This window comes from Bradyrhizobium sp. USDA 4341, assembly GCF_054063755.1.
Genome location: NZ_JBSSGO010000002.1, coordinates 6561642 through 6586802, shown reverse-complemented (window position 1 = coordinate 6586802; position 25161 = coordinate 6561642). Strand labels below are relative to the sequence as shown.

Annotated in this window: 18 protein-coding genes and 1 tRNA gene; 10 read left to right on the top strand and 9 right to left on the bottom strand. The window is 61.5% G+C overall.

Going from position 1 to position 25161, the window contains the following annotated elements; translation table 11 throughout:
- Nucleotides 1-111: 111 nt before the first annotated feature.
- The 5 genes from ACVIGB_RS37150 to ACVIGB_RS37130 all read right to left on the bottom strand — a co-directional run bounded on the left by ACVIGB_RS37150 (nt 112) and on the right by ACVIGB_RS37130 (nt 8908).
- On the bottom strand, nt 112-741 hold the full coding sequence (locus ACVIGB_RS37150) for a hypothetical protein (RefSeq protein WP_092123381.1): 630 nt from the start codon (nt 739-741) through the stop codon (nt 112-114).
- A 60-nt stretch (nt 742-801) separates the two neighbouring features.
- Entirely contained in the window at nt 802-2256 is a 1455-nt protein-coding gene (locus ACVIGB_RS37145; protein ID WP_456718949.1) for an O-antigen ligase family protein, read from the bottom strand.
- A gap of 35 nt (nt 2257-2291) precedes the next feature.
- The gene (locus tag ACVIGB_RS37140) at nt 2292-3488 is read right to left on the bottom strand and encodes a polysaccharide biosynthesis/export family protein (protein ID WP_456718950.1); all 1197 of its coding nucleotides are present in this window, start codon (nt 3486-3488) and stop codon (nt 2292-2294) included.
- A gap of 536 nt (nt 3489-4024) precedes the next feature.
- Complete coding sequence (locus ACVIGB_RS37135) at nt 4025-5761, bottom strand: hypothetical protein (RefSeq protein ID WP_456749271.1); 1737 nt, start codon at nt 5759-5761, stop codon at nt 4025-4027.
- 207 nt (nt 5762-5968) lie between these two features.
- Nucleotides 5969-8908 carry an Ig-like domain-containing protein gene (locus ACVIGB_RS37130; RefSeq protein ID WP_456718952.1) on the bottom strand — a complete coding sequence of 980 codons (2940 nt, stop codon included), beginning with the start codon at nt 8906-8908 and terminating at the stop codon, nt 5969-5971.
- A gap of 976 nt (nt 8909-9884) precedes the next feature.
- Here ACVIGB_RS37130 and ACVIGB_RS37125 point away from each other — a divergent pair.
- Together ACVIGB_RS37125 and ACVIGB_RS37120 are read left to right on the top strand one after the other, a co-directional pair.
- Complete coding sequence (locus tag ACVIGB_RS37125; RefSeq protein WP_456718953.1) at nt 9885-10859, top strand: GDP-L-fucose synthase family protein; 975 nt, start codon at nt 9885-9887, stop codon at nt 10857-10859.
- Nucleotides 10860-10924: 65 nt separating this feature from the next.
- Complete coding sequence (locus tag ACVIGB_RS37120) at nt 10925-12235, top strand: WcaI family glycosyltransferase (protein WP_456718954.1); 1311 nt, start codon at nt 10925-10927, stop codon at nt 12233-12235.
- Between the two features lie 89 nt (nt 12236-12324).
- Here the strand turns inward: ACVIGB_RS37120 and gmd are convergent, their stop codons facing one another.
- The gene (gmd, locus tag ACVIGB_RS37115; RefSeq protein WP_456718955.1) at nt 12325-13416 is read right to left on the bottom strand and encodes a GDP-mannose 4,6-dehydratase; all 1092 of its coding nucleotides are present in this window, start codon (nt 13414-13416) and stop codon (nt 12325-12327) included.
- 314 nt (nt 13417-13730) lie between these two features.
- On the opposite strand from gmd, the gene ACVIGB_RS37110 reads away from it, so the two are divergent.
- Nucleotides 13731-13997, top strand: a complete 267-nt coding sequence (locus ACVIGB_RS37110) for a hypothetical protein (RefSeq protein ID WP_456718956.1) — start codon at nt 13731-13733, stop codon at nt 13995-13997.
- Between the two features lie 444 nt (nt 13998-14441).
- On the opposite strand, the gene ACVIGB_RS37105 is transcribed toward ACVIGB_RS37110, so the two are convergent.
- Nucleotides 14442-14518: transfer RNA gene (locus ACVIGB_RS37105), tRNA-Met, on the bottom strand.
- 315 nt (nt 14519-14833) lie between these two features.
- Here ACVIGB_RS37105 and ACVIGB_RS37100 point away from each other — a divergent pair.
- Both ACVIGB_RS37100 and ACVIGB_RS37095 read left to right on the top strand, forming a co-directional pair.
- A complete protein-coding gene (locus ACVIGB_RS37100; protein WP_456718957.1) occupies nt 14834-16267 on the top strand; it encodes a coniferyl aldehyde dehydrogenase in 1434 nt (477 codons plus the stop codon).
- A 132-nt stretch (nt 16268-16399) separates the two neighbouring features.
- A complete protein-coding gene (locus ACVIGB_RS37095) occupies nt 16400-18007 on the top strand; it encodes a GMC family oxidoreductase (RefSeq protein ID WP_456718958.1) in 1608 nt (535 codons plus the stop codon).
- A 490-nt stretch (nt 18008-18497) separates the two neighbouring features.
- Here ACVIGB_RS37095 and ACVIGB_RS37090 read toward each other — a convergent pair whose 3' ends face one another.
- Entirely contained in the window at nt 18498-19472 is a 975-nt protein-coding gene (locus ACVIGB_RS37090) for an AraC-like ligand-binding domain-containing protein (protein ID WP_456718959.1), read from the bottom strand.
- 590 nt (nt 19473-20062) lie between these two features.
- On the opposite strand from ACVIGB_RS37090, the gene ACVIGB_RS37085 reads away from it, so the two are divergent.
- Nucleotides 20063-20638, top strand: coding sequence for a TetR-like C-terminal domain-containing protein (locus tag ACVIGB_RS37085; protein WP_456718960.1), 576 nt, complete (start codon nt 20063-20065; stop codon nt 20636-20638).
- Between the two features lie 34 nt (nt 20639-20672).
- Here ACVIGB_RS37085 and ACVIGB_RS37080 read toward each other — a convergent pair whose 3' ends face one another.
- Nucleotides 20673-21434 carry an SDR family NAD(P)-dependent oxidoreductase gene (locus ACVIGB_RS37080; protein WP_456718961.1) on the bottom strand — a complete coding sequence of 254 codons (762 nt, stop codon included), beginning with the start codon at nt 21432-21434 and terminating at the stop codon, nt 20673-20675.
- Between the two features lie 109 nt (nt 21435-21543).
- Here ACVIGB_RS37080 and ACVIGB_RS37075 point away from each other — a divergent pair, with 109 nt between their 5' ends.
- From ACVIGB_RS37075 to ACVIGB_RS37060, 4 genes are all read left to right on the top strand, one after another.
- A complete protein-coding gene (locus ACVIGB_RS37075; RefSeq protein WP_456718962.1) occupies nt 21544-22059 on the top strand; it encodes a CvpA family protein in 516 nt (171 codons plus the stop codon).
- Between the two features lie 136 nt (nt 22060-22195).
- On the top strand, nt 22196-22978 hold the full coding sequence (locus tag ACVIGB_RS37070; RefSeq protein WP_456718963.1) for an SDR family oxidoreductase: 783 nt from the start codon (nt 22196-22198) through the stop codon (nt 22976-22978).
- Nucleotides 22979-23144: 166 nt separating this feature from the next.
- On the top strand, nt 23145-24134 hold the full coding sequence (locus ACVIGB_RS37065) for an NADPH:quinone reductase (protein WP_456718964.1): 990 nt from the start codon (nt 23145-23147) through the stop codon (nt 24132-24134).
- 127 nt (nt 24135-24261) lie between these two features.
- Nucleotides 24262-25110 carry an MBL fold metallo-hydrolase gene (locus ACVIGB_RS37060; RefSeq protein ID WP_456718965.1) on the top strand — a complete coding sequence of 283 codons (849 nt, stop codon included), beginning with the start codon at nt 24262-24264 and terminating at the stop codon, nt 25108-25110.
- Nucleotides 25111-25161 lie beyond the last annotated feature (51 nt).

Genomic DNA, 25161 nt, shown 5'->3' with positions numbered 1-25161 from the left:
TTGGGATCATTGTGATGCGGCAAGCCAAGACGGCCGCCTGTTTCGCAAGCAGTCGCTCATTCCGGCCTGAGCCGGCAACGTAGCCAATGCCGGATTTCCCCGGCATTGCTCTCACGGACTTACTGAACTCGAAACGGTGCCGGAGTTCGCGAACGTATTGCCCAAGCCGCTAACGCTCGACGTGTAACTGAACAGCGGAGTGTTGGTGCCGCTTCCGCCGATCGGCTGCGCACCGCCGCCGCCGCCCGCGCCGAACTGGAGCGGATTGGTCTGACCTCCGCCAGCACCACCGCCACCACCGCCGCCGCCTGCGGCTCCGATCGGTCGGTCGCCCGCGCCGGCTGCGAAGGCCAGAACGACGTCCTGATCCTTGGTGTTGAGAATCGCCTGTTGGATTTCTGTGGCAAGACCGGGGTTGGTTCGGACGATGACCTTGGCAGCCTGCGCCAGGCCGGCGCCGATTGCCGCCTTCTGGTCCTTATTGGCATTCGCGATCAAATTGATGATCGGCTGAAGTGTGGCTGCGTCACCCGAGACCAGTTCGCGAATGGCGCTGACGAGCTCGGCGCCGCCGGTGGGATTCTTGGCGAGAAGCTCCGCCGGATTGCTCAGGAATTGAGTAGTGGCTTGCGACGAACGCTGGGCCGACGCTGGTGTCGGGACCTGAGCGGTTACACACATTGCGAGAATTGCCAATGCTGCAACGCCAGTGATTTGTTGCTTAAAAGCGATTTGGAACATACCATGAACCTTTCCGAAAATATAACGATATCTTAACCGCATAGCGCCGCGACATCAACGTCAGTCGAGGCTTTCCGGAGTTTGGTTCACTTCAAAGTTAACCGCCTCAGCCTCTGCCACTGCCACTGCCACTGCCACTGGCCTCTGCGTTTGCGCGAGAGCAGCACCGAGCAGAACAATCACGGTACCGGCGTAAGCAGGGATCTGCAGGGAAAAATCAATCAGGGAGTGTAACACGGCGACCGTTGAGACAGCCAGGGCGGCGCGCGGCAGGGTACGGGAGCGTTTAGGGTCCAGGCAGGCGCGCAGCAGGATCGCCATTGCGCCGATCCAAGCCAGCACGACGATGCCCGCCAGGACCAGGCCGCCTTCTGCCGCAATCTCAAGGGGGACGTTATGGGCCCGATCCCACACGCCCCAGCCTGAAATCTGGCTACTCCGATAGGCGGCGAAGCTCCAGCGGAACGATCCCAAACCGCTCCCGAGCCACGGAAAATCCGAAATCATGCGCAGGACCGAGGCCACGACGCTGGCGCGTCCACCGCCGGTTGTGCCTTCCGTTTCCAGTCGTTCGCCCAACCCGCTGTCGAAGATCTGGTAGATCGCCAGGATGACGACGACGGCACCGCCAAAGGCCAGCCACTTGCGAAGCCTGGGCGACATTTCCGATCTGAAATTCAGCCCAAAGGCCACGAGCAGGCCGGCAAAGCTGCACGCCACACCCGCACGAGAGCCAGTCAGGACCAGTGCCAGCAAGCAAATGCAAAAAAAGCTGCTCGGCAACGCAAGGACACGCCAATTGACGAGGGTCGTCGATGGGCGGCGGCGTTTGCCGGAACGGCGTTTCCTGCGCAGATTGAGGCGCCGGAACGTGAGCAACAACCAGACAATGGCGATCGACCCGAAATAGACCGCCGCCGCATTGCGGTTCGTGAACGTCCCGGTGAGATTGCCCGCATAGGCGATCTTCTCCTGCCACAGCACCAGGTTGGGTTCGAGCGCGTAGGAGCAAATCGCGTAAACGGCATAGAGGCCGCCCGCCCAAGCGATCGTGCGGAACAGGCGGCGCGAGAGTGTCTCGTCGGCGCCGCACATGTAGCCCGCCGTGAACAGCAGCAGGTTCAGAAGCGGCGTGCCGATCGCGAGATAAGGCTGCCCCCTGGCGATAGACGCGCTCGCCTCCAGGGGCATTCCCAGAATCTCGCTGGCCAGAGCCCAGATCGGATGGACCAGGGGATCGGACGGCGCTCGAGCCACGACCTGAAGATAGAGGATGGTCGCATAACTCGCGACGCCGACGGCAATGATGGCTGCAAGAAAAAGCGGTGAAGCGATGGCCGGCGGTCGCAAGGCAAGCCCGACCACCGCTATGCCCACCAAGCCGCACCAAAGCGAAATGGCGACGGAGGACACTGATGCAAACGGGAAAGGCAAAATGGCCACGGCCGCGAACAGCAGCGCAGCAAACACATCCGAGGTCTGCCGCGGTTTGAGGGCGACCACCGCCGTCTTCAAGACGACGATGTATCGCCGGTCGTGCCGCATGCGGATCAGGGACCAGTTACAACCAGGTTCCGAAGGGCCGCACCATTATAGGCTGCAACTATCGGATCGTTGACCGTTGCGGTGACCAGCCTGATGTACGTCATCAGCTTCGCCGATTCCACCGCTGGAGCGTTCGACGTGTACAGAACGTCCTTGTTCCGGATCAGCACCTTGGTCGCCAGGAAGTACGTCGATGGGTCGCGCATATTGAAATTGTACACGATCGGGACGATCGGCGTCGTGAACCGGCTCACGTCGACACCCAGCATCGCGGCAACTTCGCGCCGCTCACCGCGATAGAGGAAGATCGCTCCGGGATCAGCCAGCGTATCGTTCAGGCCGCCCGCCTTGCCCACGGCCTCGGCCACCGAAATTCGCCAGGCGTCGAAATTGAACTGACCCTGCTGGCCGGTTGCGCCAAAGGCCACAAATGTCTGCGGCTCACGATAGACGTAAACCGTATCGTTCGGATGAACCCAGATATTGTTCGACGGCTCATACACCAGCGCCCCAAATGGCACGGTAGCCTGCTTGCCGTTGCGCTCGAGCATGACCCAGGTGTCGAAGCCTTGTCCCTTGGGGCCGCCGGCACGCGTGATCGCATCAAGCAGGTGCTCGCCGGCAGCGTTTGCGGGATAGCGAACCGGATTGTTCACTTCGCCGAGAACACTGATGAGCGACGTCCGCTGATCAATGAGGGCGACGACAGCCTGGGGCTCGATCGCGCGATTCTTCAGCGAATCCGCGATCGCCTGCTGGACTTCGGAAGGCGTCCGCCCCTGCGCGCGGACAGCGCCGGCATAAGGAACCGAAATATTGCCGTTGTGGTCTACCGTCTGATTAGGCAGGGCGATGAAGTTGCCGGGCCGAACACCGGCTTCAACCGGGATAAACAGGCCGCCTGCGGCGGCCTCGAAGATGGTCACGCTGACGACGTCGCCCACACCAAATCTGATTTCGCGGGGGGGCTGACGATCAGGATAGGTAACAGTCAGCCTGCCAGTATTGCGCGCCAGCACGGACACCACGTCTGAATTGACGCGGACCAGCGCGTACGGAAGGCTGTTTTCATCGACCGGCGTCTCGTTTTTTACAGCTTGGCCGGACGGCCCCGACGTCGGCAAATAGCTGCACCCGGCCAAAGCAATCGTGGCGCAGAGAGCAATTCCAGCAAAAAATTTGAGTTTAAAATTAGTCCCCATGCTGTCGGAACTATCATGGGCTCGGCGCAATCTCTAAGTGAATCTACGTTGGAGCAGATTTTTGGATCACGGTAGTTGCTGATTTGCAACGATCACGCGAAGGCTTAACCAGCAGCTAACTAAGCTTGTCGCGCCGGCGTGGATTTAGATCGCTGGACGCGGAGGCATCGCTACGTCGCGAGGGCGGACAGGTGGCAGATTTTGCGAACCTCACCTTGGTAAGGAATCACCGGCTAGAGCCGGAACCGGCGTAGCCGCCCTTTGATTGGGAGCTATTGGAGCTTCCGAATGGACTTGTGAACGGGCTGCTAAATCCGGTGCTGACGCCTTGGTTGGTTCTCACTGCCGAATTCGGTCCCCCCGAGACCGCCGATCCGCTCTGGCGTTGCTGCGTAACGGTCTGAGTCGGGGTTTGCGATACGCCCTGCGCCATTGCTCCCTCTCCGGATAGCAACAACAGGGTTAGCACGGCTGTTCCGTATCTCATGAAACGCTCCTTCCAATTTTCCGGATCATCGCAATGACCGGGAACGGTCTCACGCCGCCGCGACGGCGAGAAATTCCGGGCGGCATTGCGTTAGCTGCCAAAAGTGTTCGAAAATAGCAAACGGACCGGCTCTTTCAGTATAGGTGTGATGGACGTGACGCGCCAGATCCCCTTGGGGACCGACGTAGACAACCGCCTTTTCCGCGAAGTTGGTCAGGCAGGCGACTCCATATGGTGTTCTGCCGTCGCGCTCCATCGGAACTGGATAGACGAACTCGGCCAGAGCCGTTTCGACCTTCGTCGCGATCATGGTCTGGAAGATCTCCTTTTGATCCGTGACGACGGCATGGAGCGCATCAATGGATCTCCCGGGATCGTCGTCGGTCGCGGCGAGCATCGCTGCTGCTCCACCCGGTGATCCCGCCGTCCAATCGAGAACTGCCCCCAGATACCGTGGCGGACGGTCCAACCGGACGATCCCATACGCAGCATGCGCCAGTCCCACTCCCCCGTCCGTCACAACCCATTTCCCCTTCGAAATCATACTGCCAACCGTGCCAATCCTGCGGATGACCTGTCCTGTCGGCGAGGCGCCGAGATTCGGGGAGTCCGGACGATCGAAGTCGTCGAAGAAGGCTTTGGGTGGGCGGCTCAACGAGGCACCGTTTGAAACCTTCGCGGCGAACAGGGTCAGTCTCGCGATTGTCGAATTCCAGCTGCCGCTTGGGCCGCTGCCCAGTCGGGCGAGTTTCAATCTCGCGGGCATTTCGCAATCGATCGTCTTGAGAGTCTTTCCATTGAGCGATGTCGCGAGTCCGCCGGTGCCTTGAACCAAGCAAACGGTAAACCGCATCAACGGCGGCACGACACCGAGCCGAACCTCGCTCGAGGTCCCCTTGCTCACGACAGTCACATAGAGAACCCTCTCGCGTTGCCGGATCTCGACATAGTTGTCGGGATCGGCGTACTCGCACCATAGCGAGCCCGACGCCGCAAATCTCGGCGCGTCGGCCGTAATGAGGACCGACCGTTCGGCGTGCGAGAGATAGCCCTCAGCGTCGGTCAGCATGACGTCGTCGGCCTTGCGCGATGTGGCGCAAAACGTCGACCGCCAGGCACGCTGCTCCAGCTGAGGCGAATGGAGCTCGAATGTGGCGTCGAACCGCGCCTGCGTCGTCACTCTCAGGGCGAGGCTCGCAAAACCGTCCTCGGGGGCCACCGACCGAATCTGCTCCCACCACGGCTTGTCGGTCTGCATCAGTTGAATGGGGACGGCGACCGGAAGGATGGCCGATCCGTCCGACTTCAGCTGCAGGATGCAGAGCTCTACCTTGGTCAGCCCGCCCGCGTCGCGATTTGCCAACCGCAAGGCAAGGGATCCGGTCAGCAGTTCTCCGCGCTTGACCGCGAAGTGCCGGTTGGTAGCCATGACAACGTAGAACTGGCCGGCGGCGTCTCCTCGCAGTTGCAGGCGGCCGGACGTCGCGTTGACCTTGCTGAAGGTGACGACCTTGCCGGTCATCGGCGTAACCTGCCATCCCGACGGAAGCACGGCTTCTGCCGCAAAGCCGGCATCCTCAACGCCGTTCAGAGCCGCTTCCTCGATCATGATACCGGCTGGATCGCCGAACACCTCGTGGTCCACGTAGCGCAGATTGCCACGAAGGACCTGCGCGTGCTGGTCCGACGCCGTTCGATCGAGAAAGTTGAGATCTGCAAGCGGCGTCGGGGTCTGCTCGGCGGCTCGGGCCTGGCTGTAAAGCAACGCAGATAAAGCAGAGCCCAAAATCTCCCTGCGTGTAGGCATCTCTCAGGCTCCAGGTGGTCGCACGCGATACTGGCAGACCCGTTACCTCTCGGCAAGATTTGCGCGGCACCGCGCGGTCGGATGCGTTCGCGCTTTCCAGATCAGTCGCGAATTCCGTCACGACGGGGTCCGCAGGCTTCACTGCCTCCGCCCCCTCCCCCTCAGGAAGACGCGCGTCTGCTCCCTCTACACGTGCAGCATGAAGCTGTCGTGGGTGTGGGTGTAGCCCATAGCATCCGCGAGGGCGTGAATGTCGAGATGCACATCCTGCGCAATCGAATTCGTGTACCAATCAAGCTGCGCCTCGTTGAACGGCAGCGGGGCGTGGCCATCATACGTGCTTGCGCCGGCGGCGGCCGCGGACGGATGGAAAACAAATCCGTCGCCGACCTGGCTCACCGTGGCGGCTTGATTCGGCATCGACAGTGTCAGCGGAGCGACGTTCGTCGCGGGAGGATCGATGACGAATGTGCCGCCGTGTCCGTCACTGGACAAGGTGAATGTCATTCGCGTGTAGTCACCCGTCAGATTCAGATGTGCAGTGTGGTTTTGCGCGTCGGTGACCGTCAGCACGCCGCCCGACGTATTTCCGGAGTACGAAACCCGGGTGCCGGTCCCGTACGCGATATCCCTCAGGTCGAGGATATCCGAGGCGGTCGGATCGCCATTGCCCGAAAGACCCACGATATTGCCGGTGAACTTGCTGGACTGATCCAGGATCAGCATGCCCGTGTTTTTGCCGAATGTGATCGCGCCCGACGCGGCGCCGGCGAGCTCGAGGCTGCCTCCAGCATCGATCGTAAGCTGCAGGCTGACGCTGGTCGCGACGGTGCCGGCCTTCGTGCCGATCGTACCGTCACCGTTGAGATCCTGATGCATCGTCGATTCCAGCGAGAGCAGCGACGTGCTCGAGCCGGAGACCGAGCCGGCGATGGTCGACAGGAAGTTGCCGCTCGCATCGGTGGACGCGACCGTATACAAGCCGGTGCCGGTATCCTTCCAGGCGACGTCGTAGCCGGTCGCCGTCTTCTCGGCACCGATGAAATTGTAGCTGGGGAATTGATCCGTGCTGACCGCAGCACCCGCCAGTTTGAACACGACATCGGTGCTGCCTGTGTCAAAGTGGAGGCTGTTTCCGACCTGCTCGAGGATCGTGCTGCCCGCTGTCTCGATGATCTTGACGGGCAGGCCGATCGTGCCGTCGCCGTTCAGATCCTGATGCATCGTCGATTCCAGCGATCTAAGCGCATCGCTTGGGCCGGAGACCGAGCCGGCGATGGTCGACAGGAAGTTGCCGTTCGCATCGGTGGCCACGACCGTATAAAGGCCGGTGCCGGTATCCTTCCAGGCGACGTCGTAGCCGGTCGCCGTCTTCTCGGCGCCGATGAAATTGTAGCTGGGAAACTGATCCGTGCTAACCGCGGCACCCGCCAGTTTGAATACGACGTCGGTGCTGCCCGTGACAAAGTGGAGGCTGGTTCCGACCTGCTCCAGAATCGTGCTTCCCGCGCTTTCGATGATCTTGGTCTGGAGAATATTGGATTGCACACTCGTATTGCCGGCCGCGTCGGTCGCAGTCACCGAGAACGAGTGGGAGCCTGAGGAAAGCGATCCGACGTTGATGCTCCAGGTGCCGTCGCTCTTGGCCTTTCCCGAGCCGATCAGGGTGGCGCCGTCGTAGAGTGCGATGGTCGCACCGGCTTCGGCAGTACCGGCAATGGCGGATTGAGCCAGCGTAAACGACGCAACGACAGGCTGGCCGGGAGCCGTCGTGTCGATCGTCACGGTAAGCGACGTAGAGGCAGAGCTGACGTTGCCGGCAACGTCCATCGCCTTGGCCGTGAACGCGTGGTTGCCGTCGCTCAATGTTGCCGTCGCGAAAGACCAGCTGCCGGTCTTGTCAGCAACCACCGTGCCGATCTGCGTCGTTCCGTCGAAGATCTGGACTGAGCTGCCGGCCTCTGCGGCGCCGTTCAGCGTGACGTGGTTCTGGTTGGTGATGCCGTCGCCGATCGTCCCACTGTCTGGCGTGAATGAAGCAATGCTCGGGGCCGCTGGCGCGGTCGTGTCGACCGTCACCGTGAGTGCGGTCGACGACGTGACGTTGCCGCTCTGATCCGCCGTTTTCGCTGTGAACGAATGAACCCCGTCGGTCAGATTTGCCGTGACGAACGACCATTTTCCGGTGCTGTCTGTCACCGCCGTGCCAAGCTTGGTCGAGCCGTCGAATATCTGGACTGTCGTACCGACGGCGGCCGAGCCGGTCAGCGTAATCTGCTTCGCGTTGGTGATGCCGTCGCCGGTGACGTTGCTGTCGGGCGAGAACGAGTTGATCTGAACGACGGGCGGCTTGGCGGAGTAGGCGCGGATGTAGTCGATGAGCATGTCGCCGCCCACCGGGGAACTGGGGTCGGTGATGGCCGGCCCGTACAGCGCCAGATCGGCGATCATATACATCGGCGTGTGCATGTCGTCTGGAGTGGCAATCTGGAAGGTCTTCACTCCATCGACGTACCAGGTAATCGTATCGGCCTCCCAATCCATGCCGTAGGTATGGAATCCAGACGTCATCGTCGGGAGGTAGACTCCGCTCTGCTGGAGCTGCATGCTGCCGGTCGCAGAACTGTGCGACGTCATGTAGTCGATGGTCGGGTTGTTGCCGAGCGACTCCATGATGTCCAGCTCTTGAGCGGGCACGGTCCCGAACAGCGCATTATCCGTGGGCAGCAGCCAGAATGCGGGCCAGAGCCCCTGGCCGGCAGGCAGCTCGGCCCTCATCTCGAAGTAGCCGTAGAGCTGCGAGAAGGAGTGATAGCTTGTGATCATGCCCGACGTGTACTGGGCATTGTTGATGTAGGGCTGGATCGCGGCAGCTGCGGGGCCCGCATGAAGATCGAGGATGCCGTTGCTCACGGTCCACGGCGTCACCGAACTCGTGGGCGCATAATTGCTGTTGATGTACCAGTTGACCTCCTGGTTGCCACTAATGTTGATTCCGTTGGCGGCCGCCCACCAATAGGTCGAATCCCAGGTGCCGCTCGTGCCATTCCACAGGCTGAGCGAGTTGAAATCGTCTGAAAACGTGAGTGTGGCCGTTCCAGCGAGATTTTTCGGATCGATCGACATAGCGCTCTCCTCAGCTGGGAAATTGCTATGGCATCGCCGGTTCTCCTGACTTTAATGGCCGGATACGAGTTGTTCTGGTCATTAAGGTGCGCCTGCGGGTACCGCTAAAATTATACGGATTGGCACCGATGGTTCTTGACCGACGCCGGCAGGTGCAATTCAGGAAGGTTAATTCGTCGCGAACATCACGAGCAGGGCAGTTGCCTCTCCACGTTCGACGGCGGCATTTGGGGTCCGCGGTTGCAGACATCTCAATTGCAGATCGAGCGGCTCATCCACGAATCGACGCAAACGCTGGATGTCGACGGATTCTCATCTCTCGGGTTGAGATGATCCAGTGGTCACGCGAGTCCGGACCTGTCCTGACTTACTCTCTCGCCGCATGCGTGTCGTACCACCCCGTCAGGGGAAACTCAGGAATGTGATAGTCGGTGCGCCCCGTGGCTCGAACGAGAATTTCCTGCACTTTGCCGAGCACGCGGAAGAGACTTTTCCGACCCCGTAAGATTCCGTGGTCGCCCGACAGCGCGTAGCCTCGTGGCTCTGCCCGTAAATTTTCGGGTGCTGGAACGGCACTTCCCTTGAAGAGGGAGACGTAATGGACCTTAACTTGGGCGGAGAATTATTGCATATTTGGTCGGACCGGCATCCCCGGCATTGCGGCCTTTGGCCGGCTGAATTTGAGCTGTTGGTATTCTCGAACTTTCATCCACCATCTTTGAGATAGGTTGTGCTGCTCTTACTGTCGCGTATTTGGCCGCATTTGGGAGAACAGGCCGTCATTGCGTTGTCCCCCCTGAGGATCTCTTCGCATCTTCATCATTAATATACTCGTTCGGTTACAACCGGCCGTCGTATTGGTACGGAGTATTGGAACGGCTGCCCGGCTCGGTTTCGAACGCCGGGGACCACAAGCATTGAAAGGCCCTGGCGGCGGCCGTGACGCATTCGGATTTCAGTAGGCAAGGGTTAATTTATGTCAGGGGGGTTCTCCTACGATCTGACTGGAAGGCGGGTCTTCGTGGCCGGCCATCGCGGAATGGTAGGTTCGGCCATCATGCGCCGCCTCGCGTCGGAGAGCTGCACCCTCCTTTATGCCGATCGCGGAGAGCTCGACCTTGCGAAGGAGCAACCGACATTGCGGTGGCTCGAGGCAAACCGTCCGGACGTCGTGATCCATGCCGCCGCCAAGGTCGGCGGTATTGCCGCCAACAGTAATTTCCCCGTCGATTTTCTCTGCGACAATCTCGCGGTCGAGCTCAACGTGATCCGCGCAAGTCATGCAATCGGCGTTGGGCGCCTGCTGTTTCTCGGCTCGTCCTGCATATACCCCAAGCACGCCAGGCAGCCGATCGCCGAAAGTGAATTGCTGACGGGGCCGCTCGAGCCGACCAACGAATGGTACGCAATCGCCAAGATTGCCGGCCTCAAGATCTGTCAGGCACACCGGCGGCAACATGGTGACGATTTCATATCGGTGATGCCGACCAACCTCTATGGCCGCGGTGACAATTATCATCCAGCGCACAGTCACGTGCCGGCGGCGCTGATACGCCGCTTCCACGAGGCCAAGCTGGCAGGGACCCCGACCGTATCCGTCTGGGGCACGGGCAATCCGCTTCGTGAGTTTCTCAACGTCGACGACTTCGCCGATGCGTGCGTCTTCCTCTTGAAGAACTACTCGAACGATCTGCCCATCAACGTCGGCAGTGGTGACGAAGTCTCTATCGCCGATTTTGCCCACATGGTAGCGAAGGTCGTGGGCTATGCGGGCAAGTTGGTTTTTGATACGTCCAAGCCGGACGGCACGCCCCGCAAGCTCCTCGACAGTTCGCGGATTCGCCAACTGGGCTGGCGTTCGACTACCCCGCTACCGACCGGACTGGCGGGGGCATATGAGGATTTTCTAAAAGGCTACGGTCGTCATTTGGAAGGCAATTCCGGCGACTGACGAGATCAACCCTTTTTTCGAGACGCGATTTTTCGATTCCAGTTTTAGAAGTTGGATTGTACTTGATGCGTATTCTGTTGGTCGGAATCAACTATGCGCCCGATCTGATCGGCGTCGCGAAATACAACACGGAGCTCTGTGAGAGCCTTGTGGCCGAAGGACACGAGGTCAGAGTGATCACTGCACCGCCCTATTATCCCGCCTGGCGAATCCCGGCCGGCTTCGACAGCCACTATTTCAGGGCTCGGAACGTCAATGGTGTCGAGATCACGCGCGCCCCGATATACGTGCCGCGGAAGCCGACGGGTGCGAAGAGGCTGCTGCACCATGCCTCGTTTGCGTTGACGACCGCGCTGCCGATGCTGACGAAGGCGCTCGAATGGCGGCCCGACGTCATGCTGTCCACCGCTCCCTCCTTGATGTCGTCCGCGCTCGTCTCATTCGTCGCGCGGCGGATCGGTGTGAAGTCCTGGCTCCATGTGCAGGACTTCGAGGTTGATGCCGCCTTTGATCTCGGACTGCTTCGAAACGGCGTGCTTCGCAAGATAATGCTCGGGGCCGAATCTCGCATTCTTCAGTCGTTCGACCGGGTATCGTCGATTTCACCGCAGATGGTCGACCGGCTGCTGGCCAAGGGCGTTCCTGCGGAGCGGACCCTCGAGATCCGAAACTGGATCGACACGAGCGCGATCTTTCCTCGGTCGAGGCAGACCAGGTATCGGCGTGAATTCGGCATTGGCGAAAGCGATATCGTCGGACTCTATTCGGGCACGATGTCGAACAAGCAGGGGCTCGATCTCGTGATCGACGCCGCCTCCATGCTGCAACACAGTCATCCCGAAATTCATTTCATCCTCGCGGGAGAGGGGCCTGACAAGGCGAGGTTGCTCAAAATGGCGGCCGGCCGCTCCAATGTTCATTTTCTCGGACTGCAACCCAACGAGAGCTTCAACGAGTTGATGGCGACGGCGGACGTGCATCTCATTCCGCAGAAGGCAGAGGCGGCTGATCTGGTCTTGCCATCCAAGCTTGGGGCCGTGTTCGGCTCCGCCCGTCCGGTGATCGCGATGGCGACCGAAGGAACGGGGTTGGCCGACGAGGTCAAGGGTGCCGGGATGGTCGTTTCGCCCGGCGACACGCGGGCTCTCGCCGATGCGATCTGCGCGCTTGCCCAGAATCCGGCGCTCTGCGCGGCGTTCGGAGCCGAAGGACGGAAGCGTTCACTCGAGCGTTGGGATCGTCGGGCCATCGTCGGTCGCTGGGCGCTCGAGATGAGCGCGATGCGAAACGCACCGGCCCCGTCCGAAACGCATGCGGCGATGACCGCTGGCCCGCCCGACGCTATCTCGGTGAAGGACGCCATCCGTCTGCCTTGACGGCATCGGGACGCCCCGCTGCGTGTGGTCGACGGAAAGCGTTCGGGGCCCCCGCCTCTACAAGTGCCAGACGGCGTTCTGGGCTGCCGTCACTCGTGACGCGGATAATATCTGAAGCCGTGTTGCTTGATCAGTTCATCTCGCTTCGCTGACGCGAGATCTTCCTGCATCATCTCACGCACCAGGCTTTCGAACGAGGTCTTGGGCCACCAGCCAAGCTTCTCCTTCGCCTTGGAGGGATCGCCCAAGAGGGTCGCGACCTCCGACGGACGGAAATAGCGTGGGTCGACGGACACGATGCACTTGCCTGTGGCGGCATCATAGCCCTTTTCATCGACGCCCGTTCCTTCCCAGCGGATCCGCATCCCCACTTCGCCCGCGGCAACCTCGACGAAGTGGCGAACCGAGTGCTGCACACCGGTCGCGATGACGAAGTCCTCCGGCGTATTCTGCTGCAGCATCAGCCATTGCATTTCGACGTAGTCACGCGCATGCCCCCAGTCGCGGAGCGCGTCAAGATTGCCCAGATAAAGGCGTTCCTGAAGGCCGAGGTGGATGCGGGCCAAGGCTCGTGTGATCTTTCGGGTGACAAAGGTCTCGCCCCGCACGGGAGACTCATGATTGAACAGGATTCCGTTGCAGGCATACATTCCGTACGCCTCACGATAGTTCACCGTGATCCAGTAGGCGTAGAGCTTGGCAACGGCGTAAGGCGACCGCGGATAGAACGGAGTGGTCTCCTTCTGCGGGACTTCCTGCACCAGGCCGTACAGTTCTGACGTCGAGGCCTGGTAGAATTTGGACTTCTTCTCGAGCCCCACGATCCGAATCGCCTCGAGGATTCGCAGCGTGCCAAGAGCGTCCGAATTCGCGGTATATTCCGGCTCCTCGAACGAAACGGCCACGTGACTTTGGGCGGCGAGATTGTAGATCTCGTCCGGCTGTACTTGGCCGACGATCCTGATCAGACTGGAAGAGTCGGTCAAATCACCATAGTGCAGTCGGAACGGTGGATCCGGCTCGTGTGGATCGAGGTAGAGATGATCAATGCGGTCGGTATTGAAAAGCGAGGTCCGTCGCTTGATGCCATGAACCTCATAGCCCTTCGCGAGCAGCAATTCGGCCAGATACGCACCATCTTGACCAGTTACGCCGGTTATTAATGCTCTTTTTTTCGTCATATAGCCTACTCAAAATATGATCCGCATATGTAGCCAAAATCAGCTTGCAGGCGCAGTGCGAAGGTCGATCAGGACAGCAATTATTGCAGCGTAAGATTAATCCTCCGGCGGAGGATCGTACGTGCCGCATCAGACGACGCCCCTAACCCGCTCAGGCCTTGCGGTCATTTTGGTCCAGGGCTCGCATTGATCCAGGGCTCGCAAGGCGCTGATTTGCGGACCCCGGCGTGAACGGGTTGCGCGATCGACCATTGCCTGTTTTGCACCTCGCGATAGGATCACGCCGCGTCAACAGCACACAAGGGAGGGTAACCATGCGCGCCGAACAGAAGTTCAAGCGAGCCGCTCTTGCATTCTCGCTGGTAGCTCCCCTGCTTTTGCCAACCGAGACATCAGCCGTCACCGTTGAGGTCGCGAGGAAATGCAATGCGCTCGTTGCGAAGAACTTTCCACCACGTCAGCCCGGCAATCCGGCGGCGGGCAGCGCCAAAGGCAACGGACAGGCCGAACGCGACTATTTCAAGAAATGCGTCGACAATGGAGGCAATGTGGACGACACCGCCGACAAGGAAAAAAAATGATCGGGCTTGTGTCGACAACGCATCGAGGCAAGCGCGGTTGAAATCCGGATGCGCATCGCCTGCACGCTTGGTGGTTCACCGAAGCACCTCGTCAATGGCGCACCATACCGAACGCCCCCCGCCGCAGCGACCTCCCCTCGTTCGGCTCACACGACTGTCAGGGCCATCCACCCGCCGACATCGTCGAGACGATCCCGCGAGTTGACGGCGTCGATCATCCGATTGATCGGCGAGATCGATGGTATCCCCCAATCAAGCCACACGAGATGGCCAAGGCAAGTTGGCCTCCGCTGTTCGCGCCCGGTGTCGTGATGCCGACCGCAGGAGGTTGCAGGTGTTTCGAACCCACGAAAACCCGAGTCGTTGATTGCGTTGCGGCGACGTTCGACCCGAAAAACAAAAACCCAGCAATCGATTCAGATTGCTGGGTTTCCGTGTCGAACTTGGTTGCGGGGATAGGATTTGAACCTATGACCTTCAGGTTATGAGCCTGACGAGCTACCGGGCTGCTCCACCCCGCGTTAAACCGTTGCGTGCCTTGCAGAAAGAGTGCCCGAGCCGGTCGGCCAACGCATCAGATGGCGCCGATCGATCCGTCCGGAGGGCTTCCTGAGAAGGCGACCCGGGCCGAAGCCATCGGGTGCGAGGGGTATGTATCAACGTGAGTACGGTTTGGAAAGCCCCGGATGCGGGTTTTTGAGGATTTTGTGACGCCGAAATCGGTGGTTTTCCTGGCAAATTTACCGCCGGGAACCGGCTCTTGCCAGATCGCGCGCAAAAGCGGAGCTTGGCGCCAACAAAATCCGTCAAGGACACGTCATTCGAGGGGAATCGCCATGGACCGGCCATTGAAGAGCCCGGGGCTGCATGCGCTTGAGGACACCTTTCACCACCAGTTCGAGCTGTCGCGCAGTGAGCCGGCGGCGACATTGCAGGCGCGGCTCGACCGGCTGCGCCGCCTGCGCGCCGCGCTGACCGAGAACGAGGCGCGATTCGAGGCGGCGATCTCGGCCGATTTCGGCCACCGCTCCACCGTCGAGACCGCGATCGCCGAAACCATGCTGGTGCTCGGCGAGATCAAGCATGCGGCCAAGCACCTCAAGGGCTGGATGGCGCCCGAGAGGATTCCGACCACGGTGCAGTTCGCGCCGGCCAGGAACCGGCTGATCCCGCAGCCGCTCGGGGTGGTCGGGATCATCGCGCCCTGGAATTATCCGCTGCAGCTGACCTTGGCGCCCGCGGTCGCGGCGATCGCCGCCGGCAACCGCGCCATCATCAAGCCGAGCGAGCTGGTGCCGCGTTTCGCCGAGCTGCTGGCCGAGGTGATCGAGAAGAAATTCGACAGCACCGAGCTCGCGGTCACCGATATCGACGACGACATCGCCAGGGCCTTCGCCGCCCTGCCGTTCGATCATTTGATCTTTACCGGCTCGACCCGCGTTGGCCGGCTGGTCGCGGAAGCTGCCGGCCGCAACCTGACACCGGTGACGCTCGAGCTCGGCGGCAAATCGCCCGCGATCGTCGACGGCTCCGCCGACCTCGACGAAGCCGCGCAGCGCATCGCCTACGGCAAGCTGCTCAATGCCGGCCAGACCTGCATCGCGCCCGATTACGTGCTGGTGCCGCAAGCCTCGGTGCAGCCGTTTGCAATGCGGCTGCAGGGCCACATGCAGCACATGTTCGGCACCGATCCGAAAAATCCCGACTACACCTCGATCGTCTCGGACCGGCACTATGCCCGGCTCGAGGGCCTCGTCGCCGACGCCGCCGCGAAGGGGGCGACCATCATGCAGCCGGCCGCGCCGAACGATCCCGAGTGGAAGGCGAGGCGCAAATTCCCGCCGACCGTGATCGTCGATGCGACGCCCGAGATGACCGTGATGCAGGAGGAGATTTTCGGACCGCTGCTGCCGGTCATGGGCACTCGCGACGCCACCGAGGCGATCGGCTTCATCAACCGGCGCGACCGCCCGCTGGCGCTGTACTGGTTCGGCACCGACAACGCCGCCCGCGATCAGGTGCTGGCGCGCACGGTATCGGGCGGCGTCACCGTCAATGACTGCCTGTTCCATTTCGCGCAGGCCTATCAGCCGATGGGCGGCGTCGGCGCGTCCGGCACCGGCGCCTATCACGGCGAATGGGGATTCAAGACGCTGACCAAGCTGAAGCCGGTGTTCTACCGCTCGCGCTTCAACCGGCTCGCCGATCTCTATCCGCCCTATGGCGCGAAGGTCGCGCGGCTGGAGAAGCTGATGCGGTTGTTGTCGTAATCGTCATTCCGGGGCGATGCGAAGCATCGAGCCCGGAATCCATCGCGCCGCAGTGACGCGGATAAATGGATTCCGGGCTCGCGCTGCGCGCGCCGCGGAATGACAAAGAAGAATAACCAGGGGGAAACATACGTGACTGACACATTCGATTTCGTGGTGGTGGGCGCCGGCTCCGGCGGCTGCGCGGTGGCGGGGCGGCTGTCGGAGGATCCGGCGACCTCGGTGGCGGTGCTCGATGCCGGTGGCAAGAACGACAATTGGGTGGTGACCACGCCCGGCGCCATCATTCTCATGCTCTCGAGCAAGCTCAACAACTGGGCGTTCGACACGGTGCCGCAGAAGGGCCTGAACGGCCGCATCGGCTATCAGCCGCGCGGCAAGGGGCTCGGCGGCTCGAGCGCCATCAATGCCATGGTCTATATCCGCGGTCATCGCGCCGACTACGATCACTGGGCTTCGCTCGGCAACACGGACTGGAGCTACGCCGACGTCCTGCCCTACTTCAAGCGTTCGGAGAACAACACCGAGCTCGACGGCGAATATCACGGCAAGGGCGGGCCGCTCAACGTCACGGGCCTGCAGTCCGACAATCCGGTCAAGGAGACGTTCTTGCAGGGCGCGCGCGAGGCGCAGTTCCGGATCCGCGACGATTTCAACGGCGCCGAACAGGAAGGTTTAGGCATCTACCAGGTGACCCAGAGGAATGGGGAGCGCTGGAGCGCAGCGCGCGGCTACATCCATCCCCACATGGGCCGCCGGCCAAATCTGCGGATCGAGACGCAGGCGCAGGCGACCCGCATCATCTTCGAGGGCAAGCGTGCCGTCGGCGTCGAATACATGCAGGGCAAGGAGAAGAAGGTGCTGCGCGCGCGGCGCGAGGTCATCCTCTCGGCCGGCGCGTTCCAGTCGCCGCAATTGTTGATGCTGTCGGGCGTCGGAGACGCCGCGGCGCTCGGCAAGCATGGGATCGCCAGCGTGCATGATCTGCCGGGTGTCGGACAAAACCTGCAGGATCACCCCGATTTCGTGTTCGGCTTCGCCTCCGACGCACCTTATTTCTCGGGACTGTCGTGGAGCGGCATCGGGCGGATCCTCAAGGGCATCGGGCAATACCGGCGCGAGCGGCGCGGCCCGATGACCTCGAACGTCGCCGAATGCGGCGGTTTCCTGAAGACGCGACCTGAGCTCGACGTCCCCGACATCCAGCTGCATTTCTGCATGGCCATGGTGGAAGATCACGGCCGCAAGCCGCGCTGGGGCACCGGCTTCTCCTGCCATGTCTGCCTGCTGCGCCCGGCAAGCCGCGGCAGCGTGTGGCTGAACAGCGCCGACCCCCTCGCAGCCCCCGCGATCGATCCGAATTTCTTCGGCGAGGACAGCGACGTCGAGACCATGGTCGCAGGCTTCAAGATGACGAAGCGGCTGCTCGACACGCCGGCGCTGCGCGCGCTGCAGCAGAAGGACATGTTCACATCAGATGTCCGCACCGACGACGACATCCGCAACATCCTGCGGGCGCGCTCCGACACCGTCTATCACCCGGTCGGCACCTGCAGGATGGGCACCGGCGATCCGCTTGCGGTGGTCGATCCGAAGCTGCGCGTACACGGGCTCGAGGCCTTGCGCGTGGTCGATGCCTCGATCATGCCGACACTGATCGGCGGCAACACCAATGCGCCGACCATCATGATCGGCGAGAAGGCCGCCGACATGATCAAGGCCGAGATGCGGGCGGGGTGAGCAAATGCGTCGGGGCGGGCAAAGCAAAGCGCGCCCGCCTCTTCGTGTGCGGCTCTTGATGGTGGGCACGGCGCGAGAGCGGCTTTGCCCACCCTACGAGACTGCCAAAATATCGAAAACAACCCCATGCAAAGTAGCCCGCGGATACGGCAACTTGACTTGTCGGGCAAATCAGCGGTATTCTTCGATTATCCAGAAATCGTGCAGACGCCCCTCGCCCCGGCTATCGCATATGGCATTTGCGGACTTGTGCAATTGACGTTTCCACGCCGTCATGGCCGCGCTTTGGGACGTGGCCGATAGCCGGGACCTTCACGCATGCTCCCCGGATTTCGCTGCGCTTCATCCGGGCTACAAAGCTAAAGCATGATCCGGAAAAGTACGAAGCGGTTTTCCGAAAAGACCATGCTCAAACAAAGAGCTAAAGCGCGATGACGATTCAACCTGATCTCATCGCGCTTTAGGATGTGGACTCATTGGCGCCGTAGGGTCAGAGACGACCACCTTGCCGGGACTGCGCCGCCGCTTTCTGATACTCGCGGGGTGAAACTCCATAAGCCGCTTTAAAGCAGCGGCCAAAATGCGTCATGTCCGAAAACCCCCATCCCTGTGCAATTTCAGCTATGGTTCGACGGACCTGGCTAGGCTCTTCAAGAGCAAACCGGCAACGCACGAGCCGTCGGGACAGAATGAGACGGTGAAGCGAGGAATCCTGTTCGGCAAGAAGCGCATTGGCGTATCGGACGCTTATTCCAACGATATCGGCAATCTTCTGTCCGTCGAGTTCGGGATCGGTGAGCCTCGCTTCCACCACTGAACGAATCCGTCCCAGCAATATCGCTTTTGGATTCGAGACGCGAACGGTAGCGCTCCCAATTGTTCTCGCAATGGATAATCCGATTAAGTCGAGCACGTGATTGCCGACCATTTCTTCCGTTATGGAAGCTGTCCTCCCAGCGAGCGATGGCAGTTTTGCGGCGATCGAAAGCGCCAGATCATCGTCCGCCCGCTCGGCAGTCACCCGTCGCGCGATCAAATCGCGATTTCTACCGATCCGTGCCCGTAGCTCACGACGCGGAACCTTGATGAGGAGGGTCTTCGAGTTTGGCGAAAACCTCGCATGATAAGGCAAGCGCGGCTCAAGCAGCATTAGCGAACCGGCGTCCAGGTTAACCTCGCGTGCGTTCTGGACGACAAGGATGCTGCCCGACAACTGGTAACACAGGAACACCGTGTCGGGTCTGGTGCGCTCGACATGAGCCAAGGTGTGAGAGACCTGCATCGGCGAGTTGCTGAATTCAACGAGGTCCAGGTTGCCGAACTTCGCGGCCTTGATCTCAGCTTGAAACGTCGGCCGATTTTCCGGCACAGAGTCATGACCTACGATCTCCTTGCAGGCGAGGCTGTGCCAATAATCAAATCGGTCGCGAGGGTGAACCGAGGAGGTCGAGAAGATCGTTTTCACGTGTTTGCCGTTCCTTAACCGTAGGTCAGCCGACGAATTGAGCCATGGCGGCCGATAAACAGCACAGACCACCAGCTAGAGATAGGCGCAACTCGAAACTGCGTTGACGTACCCTCCAAGGGAACTTGGTGGCTTTTTCGCCGGAATCCGCAAAATACGGAGCTGGAGATGCAACCCAAGATGCATCACAGTCGAGGGAATCGACCCAAAACGATGCAGGCAGAGCCAAACGATTCGTTCCCGCGCGCCGTTGGTCTGCACAAGAAGGATCGGAACAGGCAAACATTGGGGTTTCCACCTCTTAATCTGGCCGAGCCGAAGCGCATAATGTTCTCCACCCCACTTTGCGCAAAATGCGTTTCGGTCGATGGATCGTGGTCGACAAAGTGCCTGGTCCTGTGCGTCTGGGAGACCGGCGCCCAGCTTCAGGCAAGTCTTCCGGGTGATCTCACCCAATTCCGTCTTTTATTCACGTCCTCTCAACGGCCGGTCTCCAGACAATGCAGAAGAGTCAGCACACGCGGCAACGTGGTCGAAGTCGCGTATCTGCGGACGCAACCGGCCTTTGTGCTGAAGGCGGAGCTGGATCAATGACCCACGAACGTAACTTCAACCTCGATGACATGCTGTCGGCATCCTGGGATCAGCTGCTTGCAAGAGATCTGGCCTCAGAGGTAGAAGGCTTCTCTGCCGACAAGCGTTGTTTGATTCCGGAATTGCGAAGATTTTTCGCGATCAAGGGCTATCACGACCTGCTCGTCAGGTTGAAGACAGCATGCGAGGGCAAGACGTCTTTTGACGCCCTGAAGTCAGTTGCCCTTGAGATGCGACAATATGCGTTGGAACGTCCCGCCTTGTGGGCTGCCGCGTCGAGGACGCCCACAATTGATTGCGCCGAGTGGCGGGCGGCCCACGAAGAAACTTGCGGCCTCATCAAATCCGTTCTCGCCGAATGTGGGGTGCATGGGCAACACGCAGAAGACGCCTTGTACATGCTTCGGAGCCTGGTGCGCGGCTTTGCCGTGCATCAGATCCTGGACTCATTCCTGCACGTCTATTCTTATGACGAGAGCTTCGAAAGGGTGGTCGATATATACGTGGCTGGCTTGCGCTCGGTCGGGGCTGCTGCTGCTAAGGCTGCCCTGAGTGTGACCACACTGGAGTAAGCTGCAGGACCAAATACGGCTCTTGCCGCTGGATCTAGTTCAACAGGAATCCGCCATCGACCGTCACCACCGTGCCGGTCATGTAGCGCGAGGCGTTGGAGGCGAGCAGCATGATCGCGCCGTCGAGATCGGATTCGGCGCCGACGCGGCGCTGCGGAATCCGTTTTGCGAGCCGCTCGCCTGCCGGCGTTGACCAGAAATCATGGTTCATCTCGGTGTCGATATATCCCGGCGCCAGCGCGTTGACGCGGATGTTGTTGCCGGCGAGTTCCAGCGCCATCGCTTTGGTGCCCTGGATCAGGCCGGCCTTGGAGATCGCATAGGGCGAGACGGCCTTGAGCACGCCCTGCCCGAGCACGGACGCGACATTGATGATGTTGCCCGGCTGCTTGCGCAGGATCATGCGCCGCGAAAGCTCGGTCGCGAGGAAATAGGCGCCCTTCAGATTGGCGTTGATCACGGCGTCCCAATCCGCCTCGGTCTGCTCGGTCGCGAGCTTCTCGATCGCGATGCCGGCATTGTTGATCAACACCGAGACCGGACCGAGTGCGGATTCCGCGGCGTCGAGCGCTTTCGCAATGCCGGAAACATCTGCAACGTCCATCTGCACCGCGGCAGCGCGGCCACCTTTGGCCTTGATCTCGTCCGCGAGGCTCTTCAGCTTCGCGGTCTGGCGCGCCGCCAGCACCACCGTAGCGCCATGCGCCGCCAGCACGCGGGCGAATTGCCGCCCCAGCCCCTGCGAGGCGCCGGTGATGAGGATGATTTCTTTACTGACATCGAATAGGTCGGACATCGGCAGGTTCCCGGATTGAAGCGGACGAGTGATAGCGACAATTGTCCCTGATGTAAGCAGGTTTGATCAACCAGGGGACCGCAGGAGATTGGGGCAGGAATCCTTATCCATGAACCTCTTCGACATCGTCGTGACGCTCGGGTTGTTGTTCGCGGTCGTCACCGGCTTCACGACCGGCCTGCTGCGCAGCGCGGTCACTATCCTTGCCTATCTCGTCGCGATGCCGCTCGCAGTCGCCGCGCTGGCGATGATCGGGCCCCACATCGCGACGCTCCCGTCCTCGCCGTTCCCGCCCAACGGGGTGCTGCTGTTCGGCCTCTTCCTTCTGATCGGTGTCATCCTCGGAAAGATGGCGCGGACGATGCTCGACGACACCATCGGCTCGGAGATCGGGATCGGCGACCGCCTCGGCGGCGCGCTGCTCGGCGCGATCAGGGTCGGCCTTGTCGTGACCACGCTGGTGCTGGTGTTCGATCAGCTGGTGCCGCTGGCGAGGCAGCCGCAATTCCTCAACGGATCGCAATTGCGGCCGCTGTTCTCCGCGGCCGGACAGGCCGGATTCCGGGCGCTGCCGCCCGAAGCCACCATGGCGATCGAGCGACTGCGGCGCGAGCAGCGCATCTAGCCCGCCGCGCTCACCCGTCTGTTCCGACCCGGCATGCACTTATGCATTGCACGTCCCTTACCGGCGCCGCCGGGCTTGGCTAGACTGGCGCCATCGAAGCTTTACAAACCAACCCGACATCACAGGGAGTGAACTCGTGGATCTTGGAATCAAAGGCCGCCGCGCCATCGTCTGCGCATCGAGCAAGGGACTGGGCCGCGCCTGCGCGATCGCGCTCGCCAATGAGGGGGTGCATGTCACGCTGACTGCGCGCGGCGCCGAGGCGCTGAAGCAGACCGCCGACGAGATCCGTAAGGGCCACCCCGGCGTCACCGTGACCGAAATCGTCGGCGATATCACGACGGCGGCGGGACGCGAAGCCGTGCTCACGGCCTGCCCCGATCCGGACATCCTCATCAACAATGCCGGCGGCCCGCCGCCCGGCGATTTCCGCAACTGGACACGCGACGACTGGATCAAGGCGATCGATGCCAACATGCTGACGCCGATCGAACTGATCAAAGCGACCGTCGACGGCATGATGGCGCGCAAGTTCGGCCGCATCGTCAACATCACCTCGGCGGCGGTGAAGGCGCCGATCGAGATTCTCGGCCTGTCCAACGGCGCCCGCGCCGGCCTCACCGGCTTCGTCGCCGGCCTGTCGCGCAAGACCGTGATCAACAACGTCACCATCAACGGCCTGCTGCCGGGCCCATTCGAGACCGACCGTCTGCGCGGCACGGCAAAGCCCGAGGCTGAGAAGCGCGGCATCTCGGCCGAGCAGGTGCTGGCCGAGCGCGCCAAGCTGAACCCCGCCGGCCGCTTCGGCCATCCCGACGAATTCGGCTACGCCTGCGCCTTCCTGTGCGGCGCCAAGGCCGGCTTCATCACCGGACAGAACCTGCTGCTCGACGGGGGCGCCTTCCCGGGTACGCTCTAGTGCCGCCGATTTGAAGCGCCTGCACTATATGCGGCGAGGCCGATTGGGAGCTTCAAATCGGTCAAGCGGCACTAGAGATTCACGAGTCTTCTAGCGCCCTCTTGCTTTCCGAAGTTCGCGCAAGAGGTCGCTGGACGAGTTCACGAACTTCGGAAAGGGGCGCTAGATGAAGGCGGTCTGGTACGAGCGAACAGGCGCGGCGCCGACGGTGCTCACCGTCGGCGAAATGCCGACGCCTGACGCCGGCCCTGGCGAAGTCCGGGTTCGGCTCGAGGCCTCCGGCGTCAATCCGGCCGATGTCGGCCGCCGCAGCGGCAACTATCGCGCGATGGAATTTCCGCGCGTGATCCCGAACAGCGACGGCGCGGGAATCATCGACCAGATCGGTGAAGGCGTGACGCGCTTTGCCGTTGGCGACCGCGTCTGGCTGTTCAACGGCCAGCGCAACGGCCGCGCCTTCGGCACCGCGGCCGAGTACATTACGCTTGCTGATTACCTGGTGACGCCGCTGCCGCAGGACGTGTCGTTCGCGGCCGGCGCGACGCTCGGCATCCCCTGCATGACCGCGTGGTGCGCGCTGTTTGCCGACGGTCCGATCTCCGGGCAAACGGTGCTGGTCACCGGCGGCGCCGGTGCTGTCGGTCACTACGCCGTGCAACTCGCCAAGTGGGGCGGCGCGCGCGTGATCGCGACGGTGAGCTCGCAGGTCAAGGACGTCGAGGCGCGGCTTGCCGGCGCCGACACGGTCGTCAACTACCGGACCGAGGACGTCGTCTCCAAGGTGATGGCCTTCACCGAGAACCGCGGCGTCGACCGCGTGATCGACGTCGATTTCGGCGGCAACCTCGCGACCACGCTGAAGATCATGGCGCTGAACTCGACGATCGCGGTCTACGCCACCAACGGCAACCGCACGCCTGTGCTGCCGGTGCGCGAATTGATGGAAAAATGCATCACGGTGCGCTCGCTGGTGTTGTTTGCGCTGCCGCCGCCGCTGCTTGCCGCAGCGCAGGCCGACATCACCAAATGGCTGCAGTCGGGCACCCGCGTGCACAACATCGCCGGCCAATTCGCGCTGGCGGAGACCGCCGAGGCCCATCTCGCCGTCGAAAAGGGCGACAAGATCGGCACCGTGATCGTCGACTGCGCGCGATGATAGGCACGCGCGCTCTCCCTCTCCCCGCAGGTGGGGCGAGGTGAAGTGGGCGCTTGCTTGATCCATTGCGCCGGCGTGCGGAAACCCGCATGGTCCGGCGAGAAACAAGAAACCGAGGACACGCCGCATGCAATGGACGATCGGCAAGGTCAAAATCACAAAAGTCGTCGAGCTCGAGACCGTCGGCAGCACACGCTTCATCCTGCCGCTGGCCGGCCGGGAAGAGATCCAGAGCCTGCCCTGGCTGATCCCGCATTTCGCCAATGAGGATGGCCGGCTGAAAATGTCGATCCACTCGCTGCTGGTCGAGACGCCGGAGCACCGCATCATCGTCGACACCGGTCTCGGCAACGACAAGCAGGGCCGCAACGTGCCGACCTGGAACAACCGCAACGATCCGTTCCTGGAGAAGCTGACCGCGGCCGGATTTGCACCTGACAGCATCGACACCGTGCTGTGCACGCATCTGCATGTCGACCACGTCGGCTGGAACACGAAACTCTCCGGCGGCAAATGGGTGCCGACCTTCGCCAATGCGCGTTACGTGTTCGGCAGGACCGAATTCGAGCACTGGCGCGACCACAGCGACGATGCCGCGCATGCTGCCGTGTTCACCGACTCGGTGAAGCCGATCGCGGATGCCGGCAAGGCCGAGCTGGTACCGAGCGATCATCGCTTGACCGAGGAGATCACGCTGATCCCGACGCCGGGACACAGCCCCGGCCATATGAGCATCCATATCAAGTCCGGCGGCGCGGAAGGACTGCTGACCGGCGACGTCGCCCATCATCCCTGCCAGATGTATCACCTCGACTGGTCGTCGACCGCGGACTCCGACCAGAAGCAATCGGCCGCGACGCGGCGCGAATTGTTCTCGCGCTTTGCCGACACGCCGACGCTGGTGATCGGCGGACATTTCAATGCCGGCCACATCAAGCGCGACGGCGACGCGTTCAGGTTCGCAGCGCTGGGCTAACCGGCCCGAAATGGCCTTGACATAAGGCTTGGCAGCAATGCAGCGCGCTCA

Bases quoted from the DNA above. Each gene is read 5' to 3' on its own strand.
- ACVIGB_RS37150 (WP_092123381.1), bottom strand. From the start codon at position 741: ATGTTCCAAATCGCTTTTAAGCAACAAATCACTGGCGTTGCAGCATTG.
- ACVIGB_RS37140 (WP_456718950.1), bottom strand. From the start codon at position 3,488: ATGGGGACTAATTTTAAACTCAAATTTTTTGCTGGAATTGCTCTCTGC.
- ACVIGB_RS37130 (WP_456718952.1), bottom strand. From the start codon at position 8,908: ATGTCGATCGATCCGAAAAATCTCGCTGGAACGGCCACACTCACGTTT.
- ACVIGB_RS37125 (WP_456718953.1), top strand. From the start codon at position 9,885: ATGTCAGGGGGGTTCTCCTACGATCTGACTGGAAGGCGGGTCTTCGTG.
- ACVIGB_RS37120 (WP_456718954.1), top strand. From the start codon at position 10,925: ATGCGTATTCTGTTGGTCGGAATCAACTATGCGCCCGATCTGATCGGC.
- gmd (WP_456718955.1), bottom strand. From the start codon at position 13,416: ATGACGAAAAAAAGAGCATTAATAACCGGCGTAACTGGTCAAGATGGT.
- ACVIGB_RS37110 (WP_456718956.1), top strand. From the start codon at position 13,731: ATGCGCGCCGAACAGAAGTTCAAGCGAGCCGCTCTTGCATTCTCGCTG.
- ACVIGB_RS37100 (WP_456718957.1), top strand. From the start codon at position 14,834: ATGGACCGGCCATTGAAGAGCCCGGGGCTGCATGCGCTTGAGGACACC.
- ACVIGB_RS37085 (WP_456718960.1), top strand. From the start codon at position 20,063: ATGACCCACGAACGTAACTTCAACCTCGATGACATGCTGTCGGCATCC.
- ACVIGB_RS37080 (WP_456718961.1), bottom strand. From the start codon at position 21,434: ATGTCCGACCTATTCGATGTCAGTAAAGAAATCATCCTCATCACCGGC.
- ACVIGB_RS37075 (WP_456718962.1), top strand. From the start codon at position 21,544: ATGAACCTCTTCGACATCGTCGTGACGCTCGGGTTGTTGTTCGCGGTC.
- ACVIGB_RS37065 (WP_456718964.1), top strand. From the start codon at position 23,145: ATGAAGGCGGTCTGGTACGAGCGAACAGGCGCGGCGCCGACGGTGCTC.
- ACVIGB_RS37060 (WP_456718965.1), top strand. From the start codon at position 24,262: ATGCAATGGACGATCGGCAAGGTCAAAATCACAAAAGTCGTCGAGCTC.